The 17,303-nt window shown below is 64.9% G+C and carries 20 protein-coding genes; 11 read left to right on the top strand and 9 right to left on the bottom strand.

Annotated elements, in window-relative coordinates; translation table 11 throughout:
- The 6 genes from fabG to gmk all read left to right on the top strand — a co-directional run bounded on the left by fabG (position 1) and on the right by gmk (position 5,736).
- Positions 1 to 738 (top strand): 3-oxoacyl-[acyl-carrier-protein] reductase, encoded by a 738-nt coding sequence (gene fabG, locus IVB28_RS17765; protein ID WP_247527822.1) that lies wholly within the window; start codon positions 1 to 3, stop codon positions 736 to 738.
- Between the two features lie 313 nt (positions 739 to 1,051).
- Positions 1,052 to 1,291: an acyl carrier protein gene (locus tag IVB28_RS17760; protein ID WP_008130699.1), complete on the top strand. Its 240-nt coding sequence runs from the start codon at positions 1,052 to 1,054 to the stop codon at positions 1,289 to 1,291.
- Positions 1,292 to 1,398: 107 nt separating this feature from the next.
- Positions 1,399 to 2,664 (top strand): beta-ketoacyl-ACP synthase II, encoded by a 1,266-nt coding sequence (fabF, locus tag IVB28_RS17755; RefSeq protein ID WP_247527820.1) that lies wholly within the window; start codon positions 1,399 to 1,401, stop codon positions 2,662 to 2,664.
- Positions 2,665 to 2,789: 125 nt separating this feature from the next.
- Entirely contained in the window at positions 2,790 to 4,070 is a 1,281-nt protein-coding gene (gene mltG, locus IVB28_RS17750; protein WP_247527819.1) for an endolytic transglycosylase MltG, read from the top strand.
- A gap of 115 nt (positions 4,071 to 4,185) precedes the next feature.
- On the top strand, positions 4,186 to 5,073 hold the full coding sequence (locus IVB28_RS17745) for a YicC/YloC family endoribonuclease (RefSeq protein WP_247527818.1): 888 nt from the start codon (positions 4,186 to 4,188) through the stop codon (positions 5,071 to 5,073).
- A 3-nt stretch (positions 5,074 to 5,076) separates the two neighbouring features.
- Positions 5,077 to 5,736: a guanylate kinase gene (gmk, locus tag IVB28_RS17740; protein ID WP_247527817.1), complete on the top strand. Its 660-nt coding sequence runs from the start codon at positions 5,077 to 5,079 to the stop codon at positions 5,734 to 5,736.
- On the opposite strand, the gene IVB28_RS17735 is transcribed toward gmk, so the two are convergent.
- From IVB28_RS17735 to IVB28_RS17725, 3 genes are all read right to left on the bottom strand, one after another.
- A complete protein-coding gene (locus IVB28_RS17735) occupies positions 5,669 to 6,892 on the bottom strand; it encodes a hypothetical protein (protein WP_247527816.1) in 1,224 nt (407 codons plus the stop codon). The two genes, gmk and IVB28_RS17735, sit on opposite strands and share 68 nt — an antisense overlap.
- A 151-nt stretch (positions 6,893 to 7,043) precedes the next feature.
- The gene (locus tag IVB28_RS17730; RefSeq protein WP_247527815.1) at positions 7,044 to 7,553 is read right to left on the bottom strand and encodes a hypothetical protein; all 510 of its coding nucleotides are present in this window, start codon (positions 7,551 to 7,553) and stop codon (positions 7,044 to 7,046) included.
- Positions 7,554 to 7,582: 29 nt separating this feature from the next.
- On the bottom strand, positions 7,583 to 8,923 hold the full coding sequence (locus tag IVB28_RS17725; protein WP_247527814.1) for a caspase family protein: 1,341 nt from the start codon (positions 8,921 to 8,923) through the stop codon (positions 7,583 to 7,585).
- Between the two features lie 1,101 nt (positions 8,924 to 10,024).
- Between IVB28_RS17725 and IVB28_RS17720 the strand changes: the two genes are divergently transcribed.
- Positions 10,025 to 10,342, top strand: coding sequence for a metalloregulator ArsR/SmtB family transcription factor (locus tag IVB28_RS17720; protein ID WP_247527813.1), 318 nt, complete (start codon positions 10,025 to 10,027; stop codon positions 10,340 to 10,342).
- Positions 10,339 to 10,824, top strand: coding sequence for an SRPBCC family protein (locus IVB28_RS17715; RefSeq protein WP_247527811.1), 486 nt, complete (start codon positions 10,339 to 10,341; stop codon positions 10,822 to 10,824). Before IVB28_RS17720 ends, IVB28_RS17715 begins: the two co-directional genes overlap by 4 nt.
- A 109-nt stretch (positions 10,825 to 10,933) precedes the next feature.
- Here the strand turns inward: IVB28_RS17715 and IVB28_RS17710 are convergent, their stop codons facing one another.
- On the bottom strand, positions 10,934 to 11,815 hold the full coding sequence (locus IVB28_RS17710) for an AraC family transcriptional regulator (RefSeq protein ID WP_247527810.1): 882 nt from the start codon (positions 11,813 to 11,815) through the stop codon (positions 10,934 to 10,936).
- A gap of 161 nt (positions 11,816 to 11,976) precedes the next feature.
- Between IVB28_RS17710 and IVB28_RS17705 the strand changes: the two genes are divergently transcribed.
- Together IVB28_RS17705 and IVB28_RS17700 are read left to right on the top strand one after the other, a co-directional pair.
- Positions 11,977 to 12,591, top strand: coding sequence for a cupin (locus tag IVB28_RS17705; protein WP_247527809.1), 615 nt, complete (start codon positions 11,977 to 11,979; stop codon positions 12,589 to 12,591).
- An 89-nt stretch (positions 12,592 to 12,680) separates the two neighbouring features.
- Positions 12,681 to 12,905, top strand: a complete 225-nt coding sequence (locus IVB28_RS17700) for a hypothetical protein (RefSeq protein WP_247527808.1) — start codon at positions 12,681 to 12,683, stop codon at positions 12,903 to 12,905.
- A 39-nt stretch (positions 12,906 to 12,944) separates the two neighbouring features.
- On the opposite strand, the gene IVB28_RS17695 is transcribed toward IVB28_RS17700, so the two are convergent.
- Both IVB28_RS17695 and IVB28_RS17690 read right to left on the bottom strand, forming a co-directional pair.
- Positions 12,945 to 13,646, bottom strand: a complete 702-nt coding sequence (locus tag IVB28_RS17695; protein WP_247527807.1) for a Crp/Fnr family transcriptional regulator — start codon at positions 13,644 to 13,646, stop codon at positions 12,945 to 12,947.
- A gap of 17 nt (positions 13,647 to 13,663) precedes the next feature.
- Positions 13,664 to 13,852 (bottom strand): hypothetical protein, encoded by a 189-nt coding sequence (locus IVB28_RS17690; protein ID WP_247527806.1) that lies wholly within the window; start codon positions 13,850 to 13,852, stop codon positions 13,664 to 13,666.
- Between the two features lie 159 nt (positions 13,853 to 14,011).
- Between IVB28_RS17690 and IVB28_RS17685 the strand changes: the two genes are divergently transcribed.
- Positions 14,012 to 14,749, top strand: coding sequence for a Crp/Fnr family transcriptional regulator (locus tag IVB28_RS17685; protein WP_247527805.1), 738 nt, complete (start codon positions 14,012 to 14,014; stop codon positions 14,747 to 14,749).
- Between the two features lie 113 nt (positions 14,750 to 14,862).
- Here the strand turns inward: IVB28_RS17685 and IVB28_RS17680 are convergent, their stop codons facing one another.
- The 3 genes from IVB28_RS17680 to IVB28_RS17670 form a co-directional block, all read right to left on the bottom strand.
- The gene (locus tag IVB28_RS17680) at positions 14,863 to 15,582 is read right to left on the bottom strand and encodes a Crp/Fnr family transcriptional regulator (protein ID WP_247527804.1); all 720 of its coding nucleotides are present in this window, start codon (positions 15,580 to 15,582) and stop codon (positions 14,863 to 14,865) included.
- Between the two features lie 337 nt (positions 15,583 to 15,919).
- A complete protein-coding gene (locus IVB28_RS17675) occupies positions 15,920 to 16,156 on the bottom strand; it encodes a hypothetical protein (protein ID WP_247527803.1) in 237 nt (78 codons plus the stop codon).
- Positions 16,157 to 16,232: 76 nt separating this feature from the next.
- Positions 16,233 to 17,291 carry an alcohol dehydrogenase gene (locus tag IVB28_RS17670; protein ID WP_247527802.1) on the bottom strand — a complete coding sequence of 353 codons (1,059 nt, stop codon included), beginning with the start codon at positions 17,289 to 17,291 and terminating at the stop codon, positions 16,233 to 16,235.
- Between the last annotated feature and the right edge of the window lie 12 nt (positions 17,292 to 17,303).

Here is a 17,303-nt window from a genome sequence, read left to right as displayed (position 1 = left end):
ATGTTCGATCTGACTGGCAAAAAGGCGCTCGTCACCGGCGCGACCGGCGGCATCGGCGGGGCGATTGCGCAGGCGCTGCACGCGCAGGGCGCCACCGTCGCGATATCAGGAACGCGCAAGGAGGTGCTGGATGAGCTTGCCGGCAAGCTTGGCGAGCGTGCCTTCGTATTGCCCTGCAATCTCTCCAAGGCCGACGAGGTCGAGGCACTGGTGCCTGCTGCGGAAGCGGCGATGGGTCAGGTCGACATCCTCGTCGCCAATGCCGGCATCACCCGCGACAATCTCTTCGTGCAGCTCCGTGACGAGGATTGGGAGGAGGTCATCAACGTCAATCTGACCTCGACCTTCCGGCTTGCCCGCGCCGCCACCAAATTGATGATGCGCAAGCGCTTCGGCCGCATCATCGCCATCACCTCGGTGGTCGGAGTCACCGGCAATCCCGGCCAGGGCAACTACACGGCCTCGAAGGCGGGCCTGATCGGCATGATCAAGACGCTGGGAGCCGAATACGCCAAGCGCGGCGTCACCGCCAATTGCATCGCGCCCGGGTTCATCAAGACGCCGATGACCGACGCCCTCAACGACAAGCAGCGCGAAACGATTCTGACCAAGGTTCCGGCCAACCGCCTGGGGACGCCCGAGGACATCGCGGCTGCCGCCGTCTACCTGAGTTCGAACGAAGCGGCGTACGTCACCGGGCAAACTATCCATGTCAATGGCGGCATGGCCATGATCTGATGCTTCGTTCCGCACTGCCCACATGGGCGGTGCGGAATGCGGCAAACGGCCGTTTCCGGAGCGAAATGAGGCTTGTAGTCAAGGCAATTGAAGTATGATAACCGGACGCTCAACGGATGGGCAAAGAACGCCATTGCAGGTTTTTGAAACCCTGTATATTGGCGATGCGGAGCCTTGGCCGTCGTTCGCCGGGCCCTTTGTCGGTTAGGATGGGGCCAAATCTAAAGTTCGTAAGCGAAGGCAAGTAACACGACCACGACGGCTCGTATCGTCCCGGGGGTCGGGTCTACAGGGAACAACACGAGGTTATGCAATGAGTGACATTGGCGAGCGGGTTAAGAAGATCGTGGTCGAACACCTTGGTGTTGAACCCGAGAAGGTTGTCGACGCTGCGAGCTTCATCGACGACCTCGGCGCCGACAGTCTGGACACCGTCGAGCTGGTGATGGCGTTCGAAGAGGAATTCGGTTGCGAGATTCCGGACGACGCCGCGGAAACGATTCTCACCGTCGGTGATGCCACGAAGTTTCTCGAGAAGAACGCGAAGAGCTAAGCTCTTCATTTTCGCGGGGACAACATTGAAACCGGACGGGCCGCTTCCCAGCGGTCAGCCGGTTTCTTGTTATTGGCCGTGAGTCTTTCGATGCGGAGTTTTCGGATATGAGGCGGGTTGTCGTCACTGGTCTCGGCATGGTGTCGCCGCTCGGCTGCGGCGTCGAACCGAGCTGGAGACGCATCCTGAACGGCGAGAGCGGCGCGCGCCGGATCGAGAGTTTCGATGTCTCCGATCTTCAGACGAAATACGCCTGCACCGTCGTGCGCGGCGACGGCACCAACGACACCTTCAATCCCGACACGTGGATGGAGCCGAAGGACCAGCGCAAGGTCGACGACTTCATCATCTTCGGCATGGCCGCAGCCGGCCAGGCGCTCGACGACGCCAACTGGCACCCTCAGTCCGAAGAGGACAAGTGCGCGACCGGAACCATGATCGGATCCGGCATCGGCGGCCTCAGCGGCATCGCCGACACCGCGATCCTGCTGAAGGAGCGCGGACCGCGCCGGGTGTCGCCGTTCTTCATTCCCGGCCGCCTGATCAACCTCGCCTCCGGCTACGTTTCGATCGCGCACGGGCTGAAGGGGCCGAACCATTCGGTGGTCACGGCCTGCTCGACCGGCGCGCATGCGGTCGGCGATGCCGCCCGCCTGATTGCGCTGGGGGACGCCGATGTGATGGTCGCCGGCGGCGCCGAGTCGCCGATCAGCCGCATCGGCATTGCCGGCTTCAACGCCGCACGCGCGCTCTCGACCGGGTTCAACGAGACGCCCGAGAAGGGCTCGCGTCCCTATGACAAGGACCGCGACGGTTTCGTGATGGGCGAGGGCGCCGGCGTCCTGGTGCTGGAAGAACTCGATCACGCCAGGCGCCGCGGCGCGAAGATCTATGCCGAAGTGATCGGCTATGGCCTGTCGGGCGATGCCTACCACATCACCTCGCCGTCCCCCGACGGCGATGGCGGCTTCCGCAGCATGGCCGCTGCGCTGAAGCGCGCGGGGATTACGGCCTCCGATCTCGACTACATCAACGCGCACGGCACCTCGACGCCTCTCGGCGACGAGATCGAGCTCGGTGCAGTCGAGCGTCTGCTCGGCAACGCCGCCTCCAAGGTTGCGATGTCCTCGACCAAATCGTCGACCGGACATCTCCTCGGCGCCGCCGGTGCGATCGAAGCGATCTTCGCCATTCTCGCGATTCGCGATAATGTCGTGCCGCCGACGATTAACCTCGACAATCCGTCGGTGGAGACGGCGATTGATCTCGTGCCGCATAAGGCGAAGAAGCGCGAGGTCAATGTCGCCTTGTCGAACTCTTTTGGTTTTGGCGGTACCAATGCGTCGGTGATCGTCCGGCGTTTGGCCAGTTAGTTTGCGTTCGAGACGAATCCACCGTTTTGCCGTATTCGGCGATAGTCATAGAAGTGGGCGCGTGCATTTGGCAGGGCAAGCGATTGTCAGGTCGCGATTGAACCGGCAGGATTCAGGTTATTTCGATGAGTGAAAGGCCGCCCATTTCGCCCCGGAGTCCGCGGGCAGCGCTCGAGCCCGAGCAACTCCCGCCGCCGCCGAAGCGATCGGAGCGCGCGCGCAATCCTTTCGTGGTCGTCGGCAACGCCATCATCACCCTCCTGCTGATTGCCATGCTCGGCGCCGGCGGCGTGTATTATTACGGCCGGCAGGTGCTCGAGGCGCCCGGACCGTTGAGGGAAGACAAGATCGTCAACATCCCGCAGCGCGCCGGCAAGCGTGACATCGCCGAAACGCTGAACCGGGAAGGCGTCGCCGACATCAATCCGTGGGTGTTCATCGCCAGCGTTGCTGCGCTGAAGGCGAGCTCGGACCTCAAGCCCGGTGAATATTCATTCCAGAAGAACGCATCGCTGCGCGACGTCATCGCCACGATCGTCGAGGGCAAGGTGGTGCAGCATGCAGTCACGATTCCGGAAGGGCTAACCTCCGAGCAGATCGTGGCGCGTCTGTCCGACAACGACATCTTCACCGGCAGCGTGCGCGAACTGCCGCGCGAGGGCACGCTGCTGCCGGAGACCTACAAGTTCCCGCGTGGCACCCCTCGCGAGCAGGTGGTCCAGCGCATGCAGCAGGCGCACAAGCGTGTGCTCGCCGAGATCTGGGAGCGTCGCAACCAGGACATTCCGGTCAAGTCGCCGGAGCAGCTGGTGACGCTGGCTTCGATTGTCGAGAAGGAAACTGGCAAGCCCGACGAGCGCAGCCGCGTCGCCGCGGTGTTCGTCAACCGCCTGAAGCAGCGCATCAAGCTGCAGTCCGATCCGACCATCATCTACGGTCTCGTCGGCGGCAAGGGCACGCTGGGCCGGCCGATCAAGCGCAGCGAGATCACGCAGCCTTCGCCGTACAACACCTATGTGATCGAGGGGCTTCCGCCGGGACCGATCTCCAACCCCGGCCGCGCTTCGCTGGAGGCGACCGCCAATCCGGCCCGCACCCGCGACCTCTATTTCGTCGCCGACGGCACCGGCGGGCATGCCTTCACCGAGACTTACGACGCGCATCAGAAGAACGTCGCCAAGCTCCGCGCGATGGAAAAGCAGATCCAGAACGACACGGTGGAGCCGGCCGAGGATGCGCCGCCCCCGGCCGCCGCCGCGCCCGGGGCTGCGGACGCGCCGACCGCGACGACGCCGGCGCGGCCCAACCAGCAGAAAAAGCAGCCGTCACGGCCGGCCAGTCCAGCCAATCCCGCGCCGGCGCGGCAGGGCGCGGTGCAACCCTCGCCGCCGGTGGTCCAGCGCTAGGCGCGTTGCAGACCTGCCTGCGGGACTTTGCGGATTCCACTTTCCTGCAAAATAGTCTTAAGATTCGCGTGGCTTGATGCCTTGCGAATCCCGTGTTTCCGGAGAAATTGACCTGATGGCGCTGTCGTCCATGACCGGCTTTGCAAGAAGCCACGGCGCAAGCGGGCCGTACACGTTCGAATGGGAATTGAAGTCGGTCAACGCCAAGGGCTTTGACCTCAGGGTGCGGCTGCCGCAGGGGTTCGACGAGCTTGAGGCCCACGCCAAAAAGCGCGCCGGCGAGCTGCTCTCGCGCGGCACCGTCTACGCCAATCTCACCGTCAAGCGCGCCAACGCCGCCGCCACGGTTCGTGTCAACGAGGACGTGCTCAACGCCGTCCTGAAGGCCGCCGCCATGATCGCCGGCAAGGTCGATGCGGTGGCCCCGAGCATCGACGGCCTGCTCGCCATCAAGGGCGTCGTCGAGGTCGCCGAGCCGGAGGGCGATGAGGAGGAGGACAAGGCCGCGCGTATCGCTGCCGCGGAGGCCTTCGACAAGGCACTCGACGAGCTCGTCGCGATGCGCAAGCGCGAGGGGACTTCGCTCGGGCAGATCCTGATCCAGCGGGTGGAAGAGGTCGAGCAGCTGGCGAAAAAGGCGGAAGCCGCGCCCGGCCGCAAGCCGGAGGCGATCAAGGCCAGACTCGCCGAGCAGATCGCCGCGCTGCTGGACACCACCGACCGCTTCGATTCCGACCGTCTGATGCAGGAGGCGATCCTGATCGCCACCAAGGCCGACATCCGCGAGGAGCTCGACCGCATCGCCTCGCACATCGCGCAGGCGCGCGAGCTGATCGGCAAAGGCGGCCCGATCGGCCGCAAGCTCGATTTCCTGGCGCAGGAATTTCACCGCGAGGTCAACACCTGCTGCTCGAAGTCGAACGACATCGAGCTAACCAATACGGGGCTGGCCATGAAAAACGTGGTCGAGCAGTTCCGCGAGCAGGTCCAGAATCTGGAGTGATCGATGACGATGGGCGGTCACGCAACTGACGGTGTCGAGCGGCGCGGATTGATGTTCGTGCTGTCCTCGCCCTCGGGCGCGGGCAAGACGACGCTGTCGCGTCTCTTGATCGAGCGGATGCCCGGCTTGAAAATGTCGGTCTCGGCGACGACGCGCGCAATGCGGCCAGGCGAGGTCAACGGCAAGGATTATTCGTTCGTCGACAAGGCGACGTTCGAGGCGATGGTGAAGGCTGGCGAACTCCTGGAATGGGCGACGGTCTTCGACAACAGCTACGGCACGCCGCGCGGGCCGGTCGAGGCGGCGTTGTCAGCCGGGCAGGACGTGCTGTTCGACATCGACTGGCAGGGCACGCAGCAATTGCGCGAAAAGGCGCGTGCCGATGTCGTCAGTGTCTTCATCCTGCCGCCCTCGGCGGCCGATCTAGAAAAGCGCCTGCACTCACGCGCGCAGGATTCAGACGAGGTGATCCGGAAGCGGATGAGCCGCGCCAGCCACGAGATGAGCCACTGGGCCGAGTACGACTACATCGTGATCAACTACGACGTCGACGAGGCCTTCGCCGAGGTGCAGTCGATCCTGAAGGCCGAGCGCCTCAAGCGCGAGCGGCGGATCGGCCTCGCAGGCTTCGTTCGAAGTTTGCAAGCTCAGCTTCAAGGTTAGGCCGCGACAGGCGCGGGCCTTGCTTCGCCAGCTGTTCCAGCATCGTCGTGATGCCGTCGACGTCGACCGTATCCTCCCGGTCGCGGCCTGCAGGCGCGTGATCGCGATCCTCGCCGCTCTCGCTGGCGGCAGGCTGGGGCGCAGCAGCCTCGATCCGGAATTCCCGGTCGAACGTCTTGATCTCGACCTCATCGCGTCCGGTCTCGGCGGGCCCTGCGGCAGCTGCCGCGGCACGCGGCTTGCGCGCGTCGATCAGTTCGATCTCATGGCCGAGCGCGGCAAGCTTGGTCACTTGCTTGGCCGCTTGCGGACGTGCTTCATCGAAGTCGACCGGGCGCAGCGGTGCGCGCGTTGCGTCGGCCGCCGTCGCACCGAGCCAGGGTGCGTGGCTTGCGTTATGGTCCTGCGGCGCCCAATCGTCCCAATGCCCGCGGCGGTCGGCGGACTGGACTCGGACGCGTCCGCCGGCGAAGCGGTAGATGAGGCTGGCGAGGATACCGGCGAGCGCCAGCGCCCCGCCGATCACCAGCAGCAGCATCTGCAGCGAGCCGGTCGGCTTGTCGGCGCTGCCGTCCGCTGCGGCCGGGGCGATTGGAGCGGGAGGCTTAGCCGGCTTCGCGCTCGGCGGCGCGGCGGCCGCGACGGGAGCAGGCTGCGGCTGTGGTGCGGGGGAGAGAGCCGGCGTGGCGGCGTCGGGCCAGCGCGTGGCGCCGGCAGGCTGCTGCGCGGTGTCGTTGATGGTGGCCGGCGGCTGTTGCGCGACCGGCGGCGTACTCGCTGCTGCCGGCGCAGGCGCAGTCATGTTCGGCGCACCCGGCGCGGCACTTTGTGGAGCAGCGTATTCGGCACGCGCGTTCTGCACCGATTGCGGCGCGGTCGAATCCGTATTTTGTGCGTCGGGTGTCGCCTGCGCGGCCTTGGAGGCTTTGTCGCCGGCCGCCCGCAGATACCAGCACTGCCGCTTGGTCGTGCGTTCGAGGCGATAGTGCCAGTGCTGCCCCTGCGGCGCGGCGCCCTTCGGCGAGCCCAGGCAGTCGGCAGCCGTGCTGGCCGTGCTCGGTGTACTCGGCGCGTTCTGCGACACGGCAGCCAGTGGCGCGCCGGCGATGATGCTGCCGACCAGCGCGGATACGAATTTTGCGGTGCGGTTGCCCATCCTGGTCTCCCGGTTACGCTGACGCAACTCTTAACCACCGCTTTGTCATCAAAGACTTGGGTGGCAATGAGCCGCAAATCCGGAGAGGATGTGGCTTGAATCGGGCCTGCGGGGCGTTCGTTCCGCAGTGAAATCGGTCGTCTTGCCCTCGCTATTGCTTGGCTGAGGTCCAGGTTCCGCCGCAGCCGTCGGAGCGGCGCCAGGTTCCGGAACCGCTGCGGGCTCCGAGACGGCCGGACCCTGTGAAGGTCACGCCATCGCCTTCACCGACCGTGCTGACCGCACCGCTCGGGCTGACGGTCCCAGTGACGCCCTGGCCGATGACCTTGCCCGAGGAGACGACGACCGCGCCGGACGTGGTGCCGCCGCAGCCGACGCTGGTGACCACCCAGGCGCCATCAAAGCCACCGCCGCCACCACCGCCGCCGCTTCGCCGCGACGACGAACGCGGCTCTTCAGCGGCCGGCTTGCTCCGGCGCGCCGAGGGCGCGGGCTCGGCCGAGCGGTCTGAGGAACGATCCTGACGCGAGCCCGATAGCGACTTCTCGTCATTGCCGATCGAGCCCCCGGCGCTGCCGGATTGGGCGAGTGCGCAAGGCGAGGCGAGGGCGGCGGTGAGGAGCAAGGCGAGCGCTATCGGACGGGAAACGGCATTGAGCATGAGCAAAAAAATCCGAAATGAAAATGGCATCAGCGGCCGGAGCCGTCCGCACAGACAGATCCGATAATTCGGCAAGCTTTGCCAGCCTTGCCGCATTCGTCAAGCGCGGCGTCCCTGGCGCGCTGCACGCCCTCGCGCTGGACCAGCGACCAGGACTTGTCGGAGATCGCGAAGGCGCCGCAGCCTCGGCCGTAGAAGGAGAGCTCGATCGGGCATTTGGCGCCGGCGCAATTGCCGCGCGCATCCGCCACCGCCGCGCGCCGCGAGGCGTGGTTCCACGAGATGCCCCATTTGCTGTTGTCAGGACCGTAGACGATCGAGCCCCAGGGCTTGAGGTCCTCCATCTTGCGCATCCGCAGCAGCAGGCCCTCAGTTGCTTCCCCATTCGGTGCCATCGCGATCCTCTGCTGAAGTTTTGTGATCGCGCGGGTGAGGCCGTCGGCGGTATCTGGGTCGAAATTGAGCTCGTAGAGCCGTTCGCTGAGCTCACTGAGCAGCGCGGCATCGCGCAAGGGTACGCGGTCGGGATCGGCGCGCAGACGCTCCGCCGGCAGGGGATCGGGCCGCATCGCCGCGATCTGCGGCGGGGCCGTTTGCGTCGGGGGGACGAAATAGAAGGTGCCGTCGATCGGCGAGGACGACACCCAGGGCTGCTGCGCACCCGCGGTGGCGCGCTTCACGGCGAGGCCGACCTGGTTGAAGGTCTGGAACACGTCGAGGCCAGCGGTCCGGATCGTCGTCGCCAGCGCCTTGGTGTAGGGGCTGTGACCGTCGCTGCCGTCCTGGGCGACGTTGCCGGGCTGGGTCGCATAGGAGATCAGCGTGCCCTCGGGCGCACGCATCTGCGCGAGGCCGCCATCTGCGGCGCGCAAGCTGCGTGAGCCGAACGGGTTGTTGCGGCAGGCATCCAGGATCACGAGGTTGAGGCGGGTGCCGGAGCCCTGCATCTGGCGCAGCACGAGATTGACGTCGGTCATCTGAAAGTCGACATCGGCCTCCCGCGTCGGATTGGCGCCGACGGGCACGAGATAGTTGGAGCCTGCGACCTGGACGCCGTGGCCGGCATAATAGAACAGCGCGACATCGGCACCCTGGACCTGCTGGCCGAAGCTCTGCACGGCGGAGTCCATCGCGCCCTTGTCGAGATCGAGCTGGGCGCGTCCGCCGACCAGCGTGAAGCCGAGCGCGCCGAGCGTCTCCGCCATCAGGCTCGCATCCTTGGAGGGGTTGTCGAGCGGCGTGATGTTCTTGTAGGCGGAGTTGCCGACCACGAGCGCGATGCGCTTCTCGGCCGACGCCGGCTCCGCAATGACGACAAGCAGCGCCAGCGCCGCCATCGCCAAAACGCGATCGAAAATCCTCGCGCGCATCAAAATTCCTCAAATTAAACGGGGCCAGTCTAACAGCTGGATGCGCGGGCGAAAAGCGGCCGAGGGAGGAAGTGGGGCGTAGCTCACGTTGGTGTCCCAGGACGCGCTGCAGCGTTCTTACGCTGCTGCGCTGCGTCCGGGGCACGAGAGGAATCTGAGGCGCTTCCCCCGTCCTAATTGCAACTTGCTTCTCTAAGTGACGCTGTCATTCCGCGCGAAAGGGGCGAATCCAGTCCGCTGCGGCCTGTCGATTCAGTCACAGCGGCCTCTGGAATACTGGAGCACCCGCTTTCGCAGGTGATGGACACTGAGTGTGTGGCTGCAGATGCGCCTCTTCAATCTCGCGGCGCGTTCGCCCGAGGCTTGCTGTCGTTCGGCGCCCGATGAAGGCCAAAGGGCGCAGGGAACGCCGGGCGCCGGCGGCACCCGAGATCCGTGCGCGACAGAAATGCACACGGAGTCGATCACAGGTGATGCCGGTCGCCCGGCCTTCCCTGCGCGGCTGGTTTTAACGGTGTCCTTCGTGCTCTCCTCGGGGAGCGATGCACTATTGCCCCCGTCGCCTTGCGAGATGGCTGATGTGCGTGCCCGGTCGGGCCGCCATATCACCGCAAGCCTTGACGCACAGACCCGGGGCGTCAGGACCACACGACTTCTCCGTCCGCGGACGATCCCGCCTACATACCTGGAGGCTTGCGTGTGCTCGCCCCCAGACATCAACGGGACCGCTGTGACCGCGTGTCGTGCCGCGTCGCCTGAGGACTCACGGTTGCCCGCCCTGTCATCACGCGTGCCGCGCCGGCGCTACCGCGTCCACCGCAAGCTCGGCCCGCACGTGCGATCGCGAAGCGCCCCTTTGGCAAGGGCCGGGATGGGCGTCGTATCCCACAAATCCGAAATTCGGTAAAGGGGAATCCTTTGTAGAGAGGGCTGGACCGGGTGTTTTGCCCCGACGCTCGTCAGGGACCGCCGTTTTCCCGTCAGCAATGATTGACCCGACAATCAGTTTGTACTAATCATTAGTTATGACTTATTATACCTCGAACAGCCGGCCAGACTGCAGACCCAACGGGTTCGATTCGCATCGGGCGGTGGGTAGCTATGGCTAAAGACAGCGCGCAACTGGCGGCTCTCGGCGATCCGACCCGCAGGCGGATATTTGAACTCGTGGGTGCACGGCCACGCACGGTTGCTGAAATCACGCGGCAACTCACCGTGTCCCAGTCGGCCGTCTCACAGCATCTCAAGGTGCTTCGCGAATCTCGCCTGGTTCGCGCTGAGCCGAAGGGAGCTAGCAACGTTTATCACATCGATCCAACAGGGCTCGGCCAGATGCGTGCGTGGCTCGACCGGTTCTGGAGCGATACGCTGGCAGCTTACAAATTAACCGTCGAAAAACCAACGGAGGAAAAGAAATGAACACACGTGTATCGGCTGCGCCTGTAAAACAGTCTATCGTTGTCGAGGCGCCGATCGAGCGCGCGTTCAAAGTCTTCACTGAAGACTTCGGCAGCTTCAAGCCGCGCGAGCACAATCTGCTCAGCGTCGCCATCGCAGAGACTGTGTTCGAGCCGCGGGTGGGCGGAAGCGTTTATGATCGGGGTATCGACGGCAGCGAATGCCGTTGGGCGCGTGTGTTGGCGTTCGAACCACCAAATCGAGTCCTTCTGAGCTGGGATATCAGCCCGCGCTGGCAAATCGAGACTGATCCTGCGAACACCAGTGAATGGGAGGTGCGGTTCATCGCGGAGACGCCAAGCCGGACCCGTTTGGAGCTGGAACACCGTCACCTCGAACGGCACGGCGAAGGGTGGGAAGGCGTACGGAGTGGCGTTGATAGTGATCAGGGCTGGCCGCTCTACCTGCGGAGGTTTGCCGAACTGATTGCTGGCAGGGCTTGACGCGCTCTTTCCATGCGGCGTGACCGAGGGGCATCGCTTTGCTCCATCGATCGATCCTGCGGCCTGTCCGTTCACTTGAGCGGAACGGACAAGCCGCCGCCCGAGGCCGCTATTTCAGCGGCAAGAACAGCTCCGCGACTGTCTCATGCTCCGGCACTTCCGGGAAGAAGCTTAGCCGCTGGCAGTAGATCGGGAAGTCGCGTGCTTCCTCGCCGCTGGCCGGAAGCCAGTCGCGATAGAGGTAGCGCGCGGCGGGCTCCAGATTGTCGGTGTTGCCGACGACGCGCAGCACTGCGCAGCGTCCGCCCGGAATCTCGCCGGCTTTGATCGCTTCGCCGTTCGGCTCGATCGGTTGCTCGGTTCCGACACAGAGGTCCACGCTATAATCGGCGGGCGAGGCAGGCCGCCGCTCGGAACGCCAGACGTTGAAGGTCGGACTTGTCCTGGGGTGCAGGCCGGCGGCTTTGCGCCAGGCGATGAACCGCTGGATGGTGGCGGGAAGCGTCGCCGGGTCGCCCCGATGCTCCATGATCGCCACCACCTTCGTGGGGACATCGCGTATCGTTACGTCGGCGCTGGTAAAGGTCTTCTGCATGAGCTTGCTCCTTGCGTTGTCGAGAGGCCCGAAGGCCGCAAGCCACGGCTCCCAGTCGGGAGATTTCCGGAATGACGACGGCGATTGCCCGAACCGTTGCCGAAAGGCGCGGGCGAAGGCGCCCGGTGCATCGTAGCCGGCATCCATCGCGATCTCCGTGATGCTTTGAGCCTCGACGTAAGCCAGCCGGTAGGAAGCGCGCTTCATACGGGCCAGCTGGATATAGCGATGCACCGACAGCCCGAAGGCCGCCGCAAACTGCCGGTGGAAATGAAACTTCGAGAAGGCGGCAACACTGCTCAGCCTGTCCAGGTCCAGATCGTCGTCCAGATGCCGGTCGATGTGATCCAGCACCCGCTGCATCCGGGCATGGTAGTTTTGAAGCGCCGCCGTCATCGTTTTCGTTCTCCGTGGCAGCACCAGCTAAAGCGCATGGAGGCATCACATGCTCCACCGATCTTGCGGTTTTGCCATGGCGCGGAGACCGTCGCCAAGATGCTTTCGGCTCTGGAAACTTCTCGCCTCTGCCGTCGTTGACTCGCGGCTGAGGAGACGCCATGCCGATCAAGGATCAGGTCAAGAATTTCGCCAAGAAGCTGGTGGAGCACCACCCCGATGCGGCGACTTTGCGTGCGCTCGTGCGGGCGCGTAAAACGACAGAACTGCATTTTCGCGACGACGGCATCGTTCCGAACAACCCGAAATTTCCGGTGCTGCTCTATCGCGGCGCGGTGAACCTGAAGAACCGGCGTTTTCCCCCTGACGTCATCATGGACACGCTGTTCGACACGAATGGCTGGGGCAGGTCGTGGCGCGACACCGTGTACGACTTCGTTCACTATCATTCGCAGATTCACGAAGTGATGGGCGTGGCGCGCGGCGCGGCCAGGCTCGAGTGCGGCGGGATCAAGGGGCGGATCCTGAGTGTGAAGGCCGGCGATGTTCTGGTCCTTCCCGCAGGCACGGGACACCGCCTCATCGAGTCCAGCCGGGACTTTCTGGTCGTCGGCGCGTACCCCCAGGACGGGACCTACGACGAGTGCACCGACACGCGAGAGCGTCCCGACGCCGTCAAGCGCATCGCCAAGGTCCGCAAGCCGAAGACGGATCCCGTCGCTGGACCCGGCGGCCCGCTGCTCAAGTCATGGCGCACACTCCCGTCGCGGTCGTGAGGGATGCTTCGCTGCAGTCCCGCGCGAGATCGGAACATGGGGAACAACTCGCCTGTGGGCACGTCTTTGATCAGACGAGGGAGATACCCATGAAAGCGCTGATTGCCGCGGCCGCATTTGCAGCCATGTCCGGTCCCGTGATTGCTCAGAATACGGGGCCGGCTCCGCAGACCGGCATGGACAGGCCGGAAAACACCAACGGTGCCACGGAGCGAGGGACGATGGACACCACAGGCATGAATGCCAATCGGGCAAACCAGCCCGAAAGCAAAGGCGTGTCCGGACAACGCAGGGCAGGCGACAAGAAGAAGTAACCGACGGGCGCTCCGTGAGCTCGCATTGCTCCGTCCAGCTCAGGGCAGATAGTCCGGCGTGAAATCCGCAAGTTTGCGCAGCTCTTCGGGCTGCAGCAGATCGATCTCGCTGCCCTCCCAAGCGATCAATCCGCGATGCCTCAGTTCCTGAATGGTGCGATTGACATGGACGATCGACAGTCCGCAGGCGTCGGCAACGTGCCGCTGCGTCATCGGCATCTGGAAGCAGCCGTCCTTGAGAAGGCCGACGACCTCCAGCCTTGCGGCGAGCTCGCAGATGAGGTGCGCGACCTTGGGCAAGGCCGCCTGCGCGCCGAGGCGGGCGATCCATTGCCGCGAAATCGCCGCATCGATCAGGGTCTCGCGCCAGAACGCGCGAGTCAAATGGATCGAGCTGCCGAGAAGCTGCTTGAGCTGGCTGTGCGCGACTGTGCCGACGATGGTCGGTCCGAGGCTGACGAGGTCCGCATCCATCGGCGGGACGAGCAGCGTGTGCAGGCAGGGCATGTCGCCGGGAACGTGGAACGCAAGGATCTGGCTACGGTCGCCGACGATGCGGGCCTGGTACAGGAAGCCGCTCACGACGAACACGCAGCGCGAGGAGGCCTCCCCCTGGGGCAGCACGATCTCGCCGTCGGCGACCTGGCGCAGCGCGGAGGGCAGGGCGGCGATCTGCCGGCGCTCGTCCTCGGACAGGCCTTCGATCGCCTGCAGACGCGCGATGAACTTCGGATGTGGCATGAGCCCGCCGTGGTGCTTCAACGGTCGCGCGGCACCGACGCCGAGCGGAACGCGCGGATGGTGCGGGCGAGTTCCTGATCGGACATCGGCCTGACCGGCTCCTTCGACATGCCCGTAGCGACGCCATCGCTGGTGCTGTCGAGGTGCTCGCTCCTATCGGACGTGAACAGGCTGCGGATGCGCCTCAGGATCGTCGTAGGGCTCATGAAGGAACGGCTCGGCTCGGCTCGCAATCGAGGGTGACGGGCGGATGCGACCCCGGGCGCAAACCGGTTAGCAACCTGTGCTTCCGACTTGCGTTCTAGTCCCCTGAACCCATGCCGGTCGTATCATTTGATAGAACCGGTGGCATTTTTGGTGGCCGCATGGAAAAAGCCCACGATGTGTTGATACGGAACCTGTGCGAGCACACCGCGCTGGCCGATGAGGATCTTGCCGATATCCGGGCGCTCACCTTCACACTGCGCGATTTCGAGCCCAACGAGGATTTCATCCGTCAGGGCGACGAACCCGAACATTCGGCGCTGGTCGTCTCGGGCATGGTCGCACGCTATCATCTGCTCGGCGGCGGCCGGCGACAATATCTCGCGTTCCATCTTTCCGGCGACCTTCCGGACGCGCAGGGCCTGTTCATCGACCAGATGGACCATGGATTGAGCGCACTGGGGCCGGCCTCAGTCGCCTTCATCCCGCATCGCGAATTGCTCATGATGTTCCGGCGGCGGCCAAGCTTTGGCCTGGCGGTCTGGCGCGAGACGCTGCTCGATGCCGCGATCTTTCGCGAGGCGATCACCAACAACAGCGCCCGGCCGATGCAGGCGCGCATGGCGCATCTGTTCTGCGAGCTGTTCTACCGCGCCCGCTCCGCGCAGCTCGTCCATGGCAATCGCTGCCGCATGCCGATCAGCCTGGTGCAACTCGGCGAGACGCTGGGCATGGCGATCGCGACCGTGAACCGGACAGTGGCCGAGCTCAGGCGCAGCGGAACCATGGATCTGCGCGAGGGCGAGCTGATCGTGCTGAAATGGCGCGCCTTGCAGCGGCTCGGCGATTTCAGCCCGACCTATCTGCACCAGAAACGTCAGTCGCCGCCGCGTGCGTGAGATCGCCGCGTGCTAAAGCATGATCCGGAAAAGTGCGCAGCGGTTTTCCGAAAAGATCGTGCTAAAATAACAACCTGAAGCGCGATGGCGGTTCATCCTAATCGCATCGCCCTTTAGCCATCGGCGGCTGTCGCCCTGCCGAGCACTTCGTCAAAATGCTTCTTCACCCAATCGTTGCAGCAGCAGGCCCTGGCGTCCAGAGCGGCTGCGTCGAGGATCAGGATGGCACCGCGGCGGGTGGCGAGGATGCCCCTTGCCTTGAACATCTGGATGACGCGGCTGGCATAGCTGCGAGAGACGCCGAGGATGCCGGCGAGTTGCTCGTGAGTGAGGGGAATCTCGGCTTGGCCGATATGTTGCTGCGTGGAGATGATCCACTTGGCGGCGCGCTGTTCGATCGAATGGGCGGCGTTGCAGGCGGCGTTCTGCAACAACTGCGCGAACTGGCAGTCGGCATAGCGCGAAAACATCTCTTGCAAGGCGGCCGACCGCTGCTGCGCCTGCTCGAGCGCGCGCAGCGGCAGCCGGACGAGCGTGCCGCCGAGCTTTACGACGATGCGGGAGTAGGCGAGCCAAGGGGTGCGGCCGGCGGTAATGCCCACAGCGCCCTCGCGTCCGACCAGCAGGCTCTCGACCTCGCGATCATCCTCGACCGGTACGGCGAACGACACGAACGTGGGGCCGCAGGGGAAATGAACCGCCCCTACGGCATCGCCCGGGTGATGCAGGATGTGGTTCGCCTCGAGTTCGACCAGCTGGAGATGAGGTGCAAGACGTTCGAAATCTCGGGGGGCGAGCTGCCGGAGCAGATCGTTCTGGGGCCGACCGGTCACGGTTTTTTCTCTTGGCTGGCCGGGAATCGGCGCCGGCCAGAACCCTACGTTTCCGTGGCGGAACCAACGGTTCCAAAGTGTACACAAGGCGGCGCCGGGGGCCTAAAAGTTCTCGCGCCGCCTTTGCGGAAATCTGGAAGGCAGAGCAGCGAGGCTGCATGCGCGCGGCCCGGCAGCGTCAATCTTCGCGAAGTCTGTTCAGGAGTGAACATAGCGGCTCGCGGATTGGCGTACCGTACTGGTGCAGCGCCATGCCCCGTGGCTTTGCCCGACGGACCGCCGGCCGTGATCTGCCCGAATGCCGCCGGGCCGGCGGGTCCTAAGGTGGTGGTGATGATCACCCGAAGCGGGCTTCACGGTCTTCGGAGGATCGGAGTTGCGCCGCATGCGCGCGGTAGGCGTCGATCGCCCTGTTGGCGAGCATCAGCTGCCGGCGTTCGCCCGTCCTGAGCTGGGCTTCGATCGCGTCGAGAATGACGTTGGCGCTCTCGTCCGGCGGGCCGAGCTCGCCGCTCTGCTCCAGGCAGCTCCAGGCGATGAAGAATGCGCTTTCGACGGTGCAGCGAATGGACATGCGCTGCCAACGCGGCGGGGCCGAAGGCGTTCCGTGCAGCGGGCGCAACTTGCGTCGGGCCCGCCGCCGCGAAGGCTCAGTTCTTCAGCACGATGCGGCCGACGACCTTGCCGGCGCGTAGCTCGTCGATCCATTTCTGGACGTCGCCCATCGGCTCCTCGCGCATCGGCGTCGGCTTGATCTTGCCGGCGCGCGCCAGCGCCATCAGCTCCTGGGCCTCAGCGAGCGTGCCGACCATGAACCCCTCGATCGTCATGCGCTTATAGACCCACTGCACCATCGGCAGCGTGAACTGGCCGCCCATCAGGCCGGAGACCACGATCTTGCCGCCGCGCGCGGCGACGGCGACGGCGAACGCCATCGACTTCTCGTTGCCGGCGAAATCGACGATCTCGTCGAAGCCGCCTTCGGTCTCCTTCAGGATGCGCTTGATCACGTCGGGCTCGGACGGATCATAGGCGACGGCGGCACCGTTTTTCAGCGCGGTGTCGCGCGCGGCCGCCGAGAGGTCGGCGACCGTGATCGGCTGCTTGAACATCGCCTGCGCGAACGACAGGCCCATCATGCCGACGCCGCCGAGCCCGATCAGCAAGAGGTTGCGCTGGCGGGGGCGATCGACCAGACGCTTGAGCGCGCCATAGGCGGTGACGCCGGAGCACATCAGGGTCGCGGCCTGGTTGACGGGCAGAGGATCGTAGTCGAGCAGATATTTGGCGTCAGGCACCAGCACGTGGGTGGCGAAGCCGCCGTCGATGGAGACGCCGAGGAAGCGCTGCTTCGCGCACAGATTCTCGTCGCCATTGGCGCAGTCGCGGCACTGGCCGCAGCCGATCCAGGGGAAGACGGCCTTCTTGGTGCCGACGAGACCGGCAGCGACGTCCGGACCGACCTCGTCGACCACGCCGGCAATTTCGTGGCCAAGCGTGAAGGGCAGCGTCATGCCGCGCGTGGTGTCGAGCTTCTTGCCGCCGCCGAGATCGGCGTAGCCGTCCTGGATGTGGAGATCGGAATGGCAGAGGCCGCAGCGCTCGATGCGGACCAGCACCTCGCGTCCTTCAGGCTTCGGCGTGTCGACGATGGTCTCGCACAAGGGCGCGTCGAACTTGACCAGGGACTGCCTGCGCATCAGCGCCATATTCTCTCCTCC

Origin of the sequence: Bradyrhizobium sp. 199, from assembly GCF_023073355.1 — a bacterium.
GTDB lineage: Bacteria > Pseudomonadota > Alphaproteobacteria > Rhizobiales > Xanthobacteraceae > Bradyrhizobium.
Note: the sequence above shows the minus strand (reverse complement) of the source record. Positions and strands in the feature narration are given on the sequence as shown.

Excerpts from the sequence above, each read along its gene's own strand:
- fabG (WP_247527822.1), top strand. The coding sequence starts at position 1 with ATGTTCGATCTGACTGGCAAAAAGGCGCTCGTCACCGGCGCGACCGGC.
- IVB28_RS17760 (WP_008130699.1), top strand. The coding sequence starts at position 1,052 with ATGAGTGACATTGGCGAGCGGGTTAAGAAGATCGTGGTCGAACACCTT.
- fabF (WP_247527820.1), top strand. The coding sequence starts at position 1,399 with ATGAGGCGGGTTGTCGTCACTGGTCTCGGCATGGTGTCGCCGCTCGGC.
- mltG (WP_247527819.1), top strand. The coding sequence starts at position 2,790 with ATGAGTGAAAGGCCGCCCATTTCGCCCCGGAGTCCGCGGGCAGCGCTC.
- IVB28_RS17745 (WP_247527818.1), top strand. The coding sequence starts at position 4,186 with ATGGCGCTGTCGTCCATGACCGGCTTTGCAAGAAGCCACGGCGCAAGC.
- gmk (WP_247527817.1), top strand. The coding sequence starts at position 5,077 with ATGACGATGGGCGGTCACGCAACTGACGGTGTCGAGCGGCGCGGATTG.
- IVB28_RS17735 (WP_247527816.1), bottom strand. The coding sequence starts at position 6,892 with ATGGGCAACCGCACCGCAAAATTCGTATCCGCGCTGGTCGGCAGCATC.
- IVB28_RS17730 (WP_247527815.1), bottom strand. The coding sequence starts at position 7,553 with ATGCTCAATGCCGTTTCCCGTCCGATAGCGCTCGCCTTGCTCCTCACC.
- IVB28_RS17725 (WP_247527814.1), bottom strand. The coding sequence starts at position 8,923 with ATGCGCGCGAGGATTTTCGATCGCGTTTTGGCGATGGCGGCGCTGGCG.
- IVB28_RS17720 (WP_247527813.1), top strand. The coding sequence starts at position 10,025 with ATGGCTAAAGACAGCGCGCAACTGGCGGCTCTCGGCGATCCGACCCGC.
- IVB28_RS17715 (WP_247527811.1), top strand. The coding sequence starts at position 10,339 with ATGAACACACGTGTATCGGCTGCGCCTGTAAAACAGTCTATCGTTGTC.
- IVB28_RS17710 (WP_247527810.1), bottom strand. The coding sequence starts at position 11,815 with ATGACGGCGGCGCTTCAAAACTACCATGCCCGGATGCAGCGGGTGCTG.
- IVB28_RS17705 (WP_247527809.1), top strand. The coding sequence starts at position 11,977 with ATGCCGATCAAGGATCAGGTCAAGAATTTCGCCAAGAAGCTGGTGGAG.
- IVB28_RS17700 (WP_247527808.1), top strand. The coding sequence starts at position 12,681 with ATGAAAGCGCTGATTGCCGCGGCCGCATTTGCAGCCATGTCCGGTCCC.
- IVB28_RS17695 (WP_247527807.1), bottom strand. The coding sequence starts at position 13,646 with ATGCCACATCCGAAGTTCATCGCGCGTCTGCAGGCGATCGAAGGCCTG.
- IVB28_RS17690 (WP_247527806.1), bottom strand. The coding sequence starts at position 13,852 with ATGAGCCCTACGACGATCCTGAGGCGCATCCGCAGCCTGTTCACGTCC.
- IVB28_RS17685 (WP_247527805.1), top strand. The coding sequence starts at position 14,012 with ATGGAAAAAGCCCACGATGTGTTGATACGGAACCTGTGCGAGCACACC.
- IVB28_RS17675 (WP_247527803.1), bottom strand. The coding sequence starts at position 16,156 with ATGTCCATTCGCTGCACCGTCGAAAGCGCATTCTTCATCGCCTGGAGC.
- IVB28_RS17670 (WP_247527802.1), bottom strand. The coding sequence starts at position 17,291 with ATGGCGCTGATGCGCAGGCAGTCCCTGGTCAAGTTCGACGCGCCCTTG.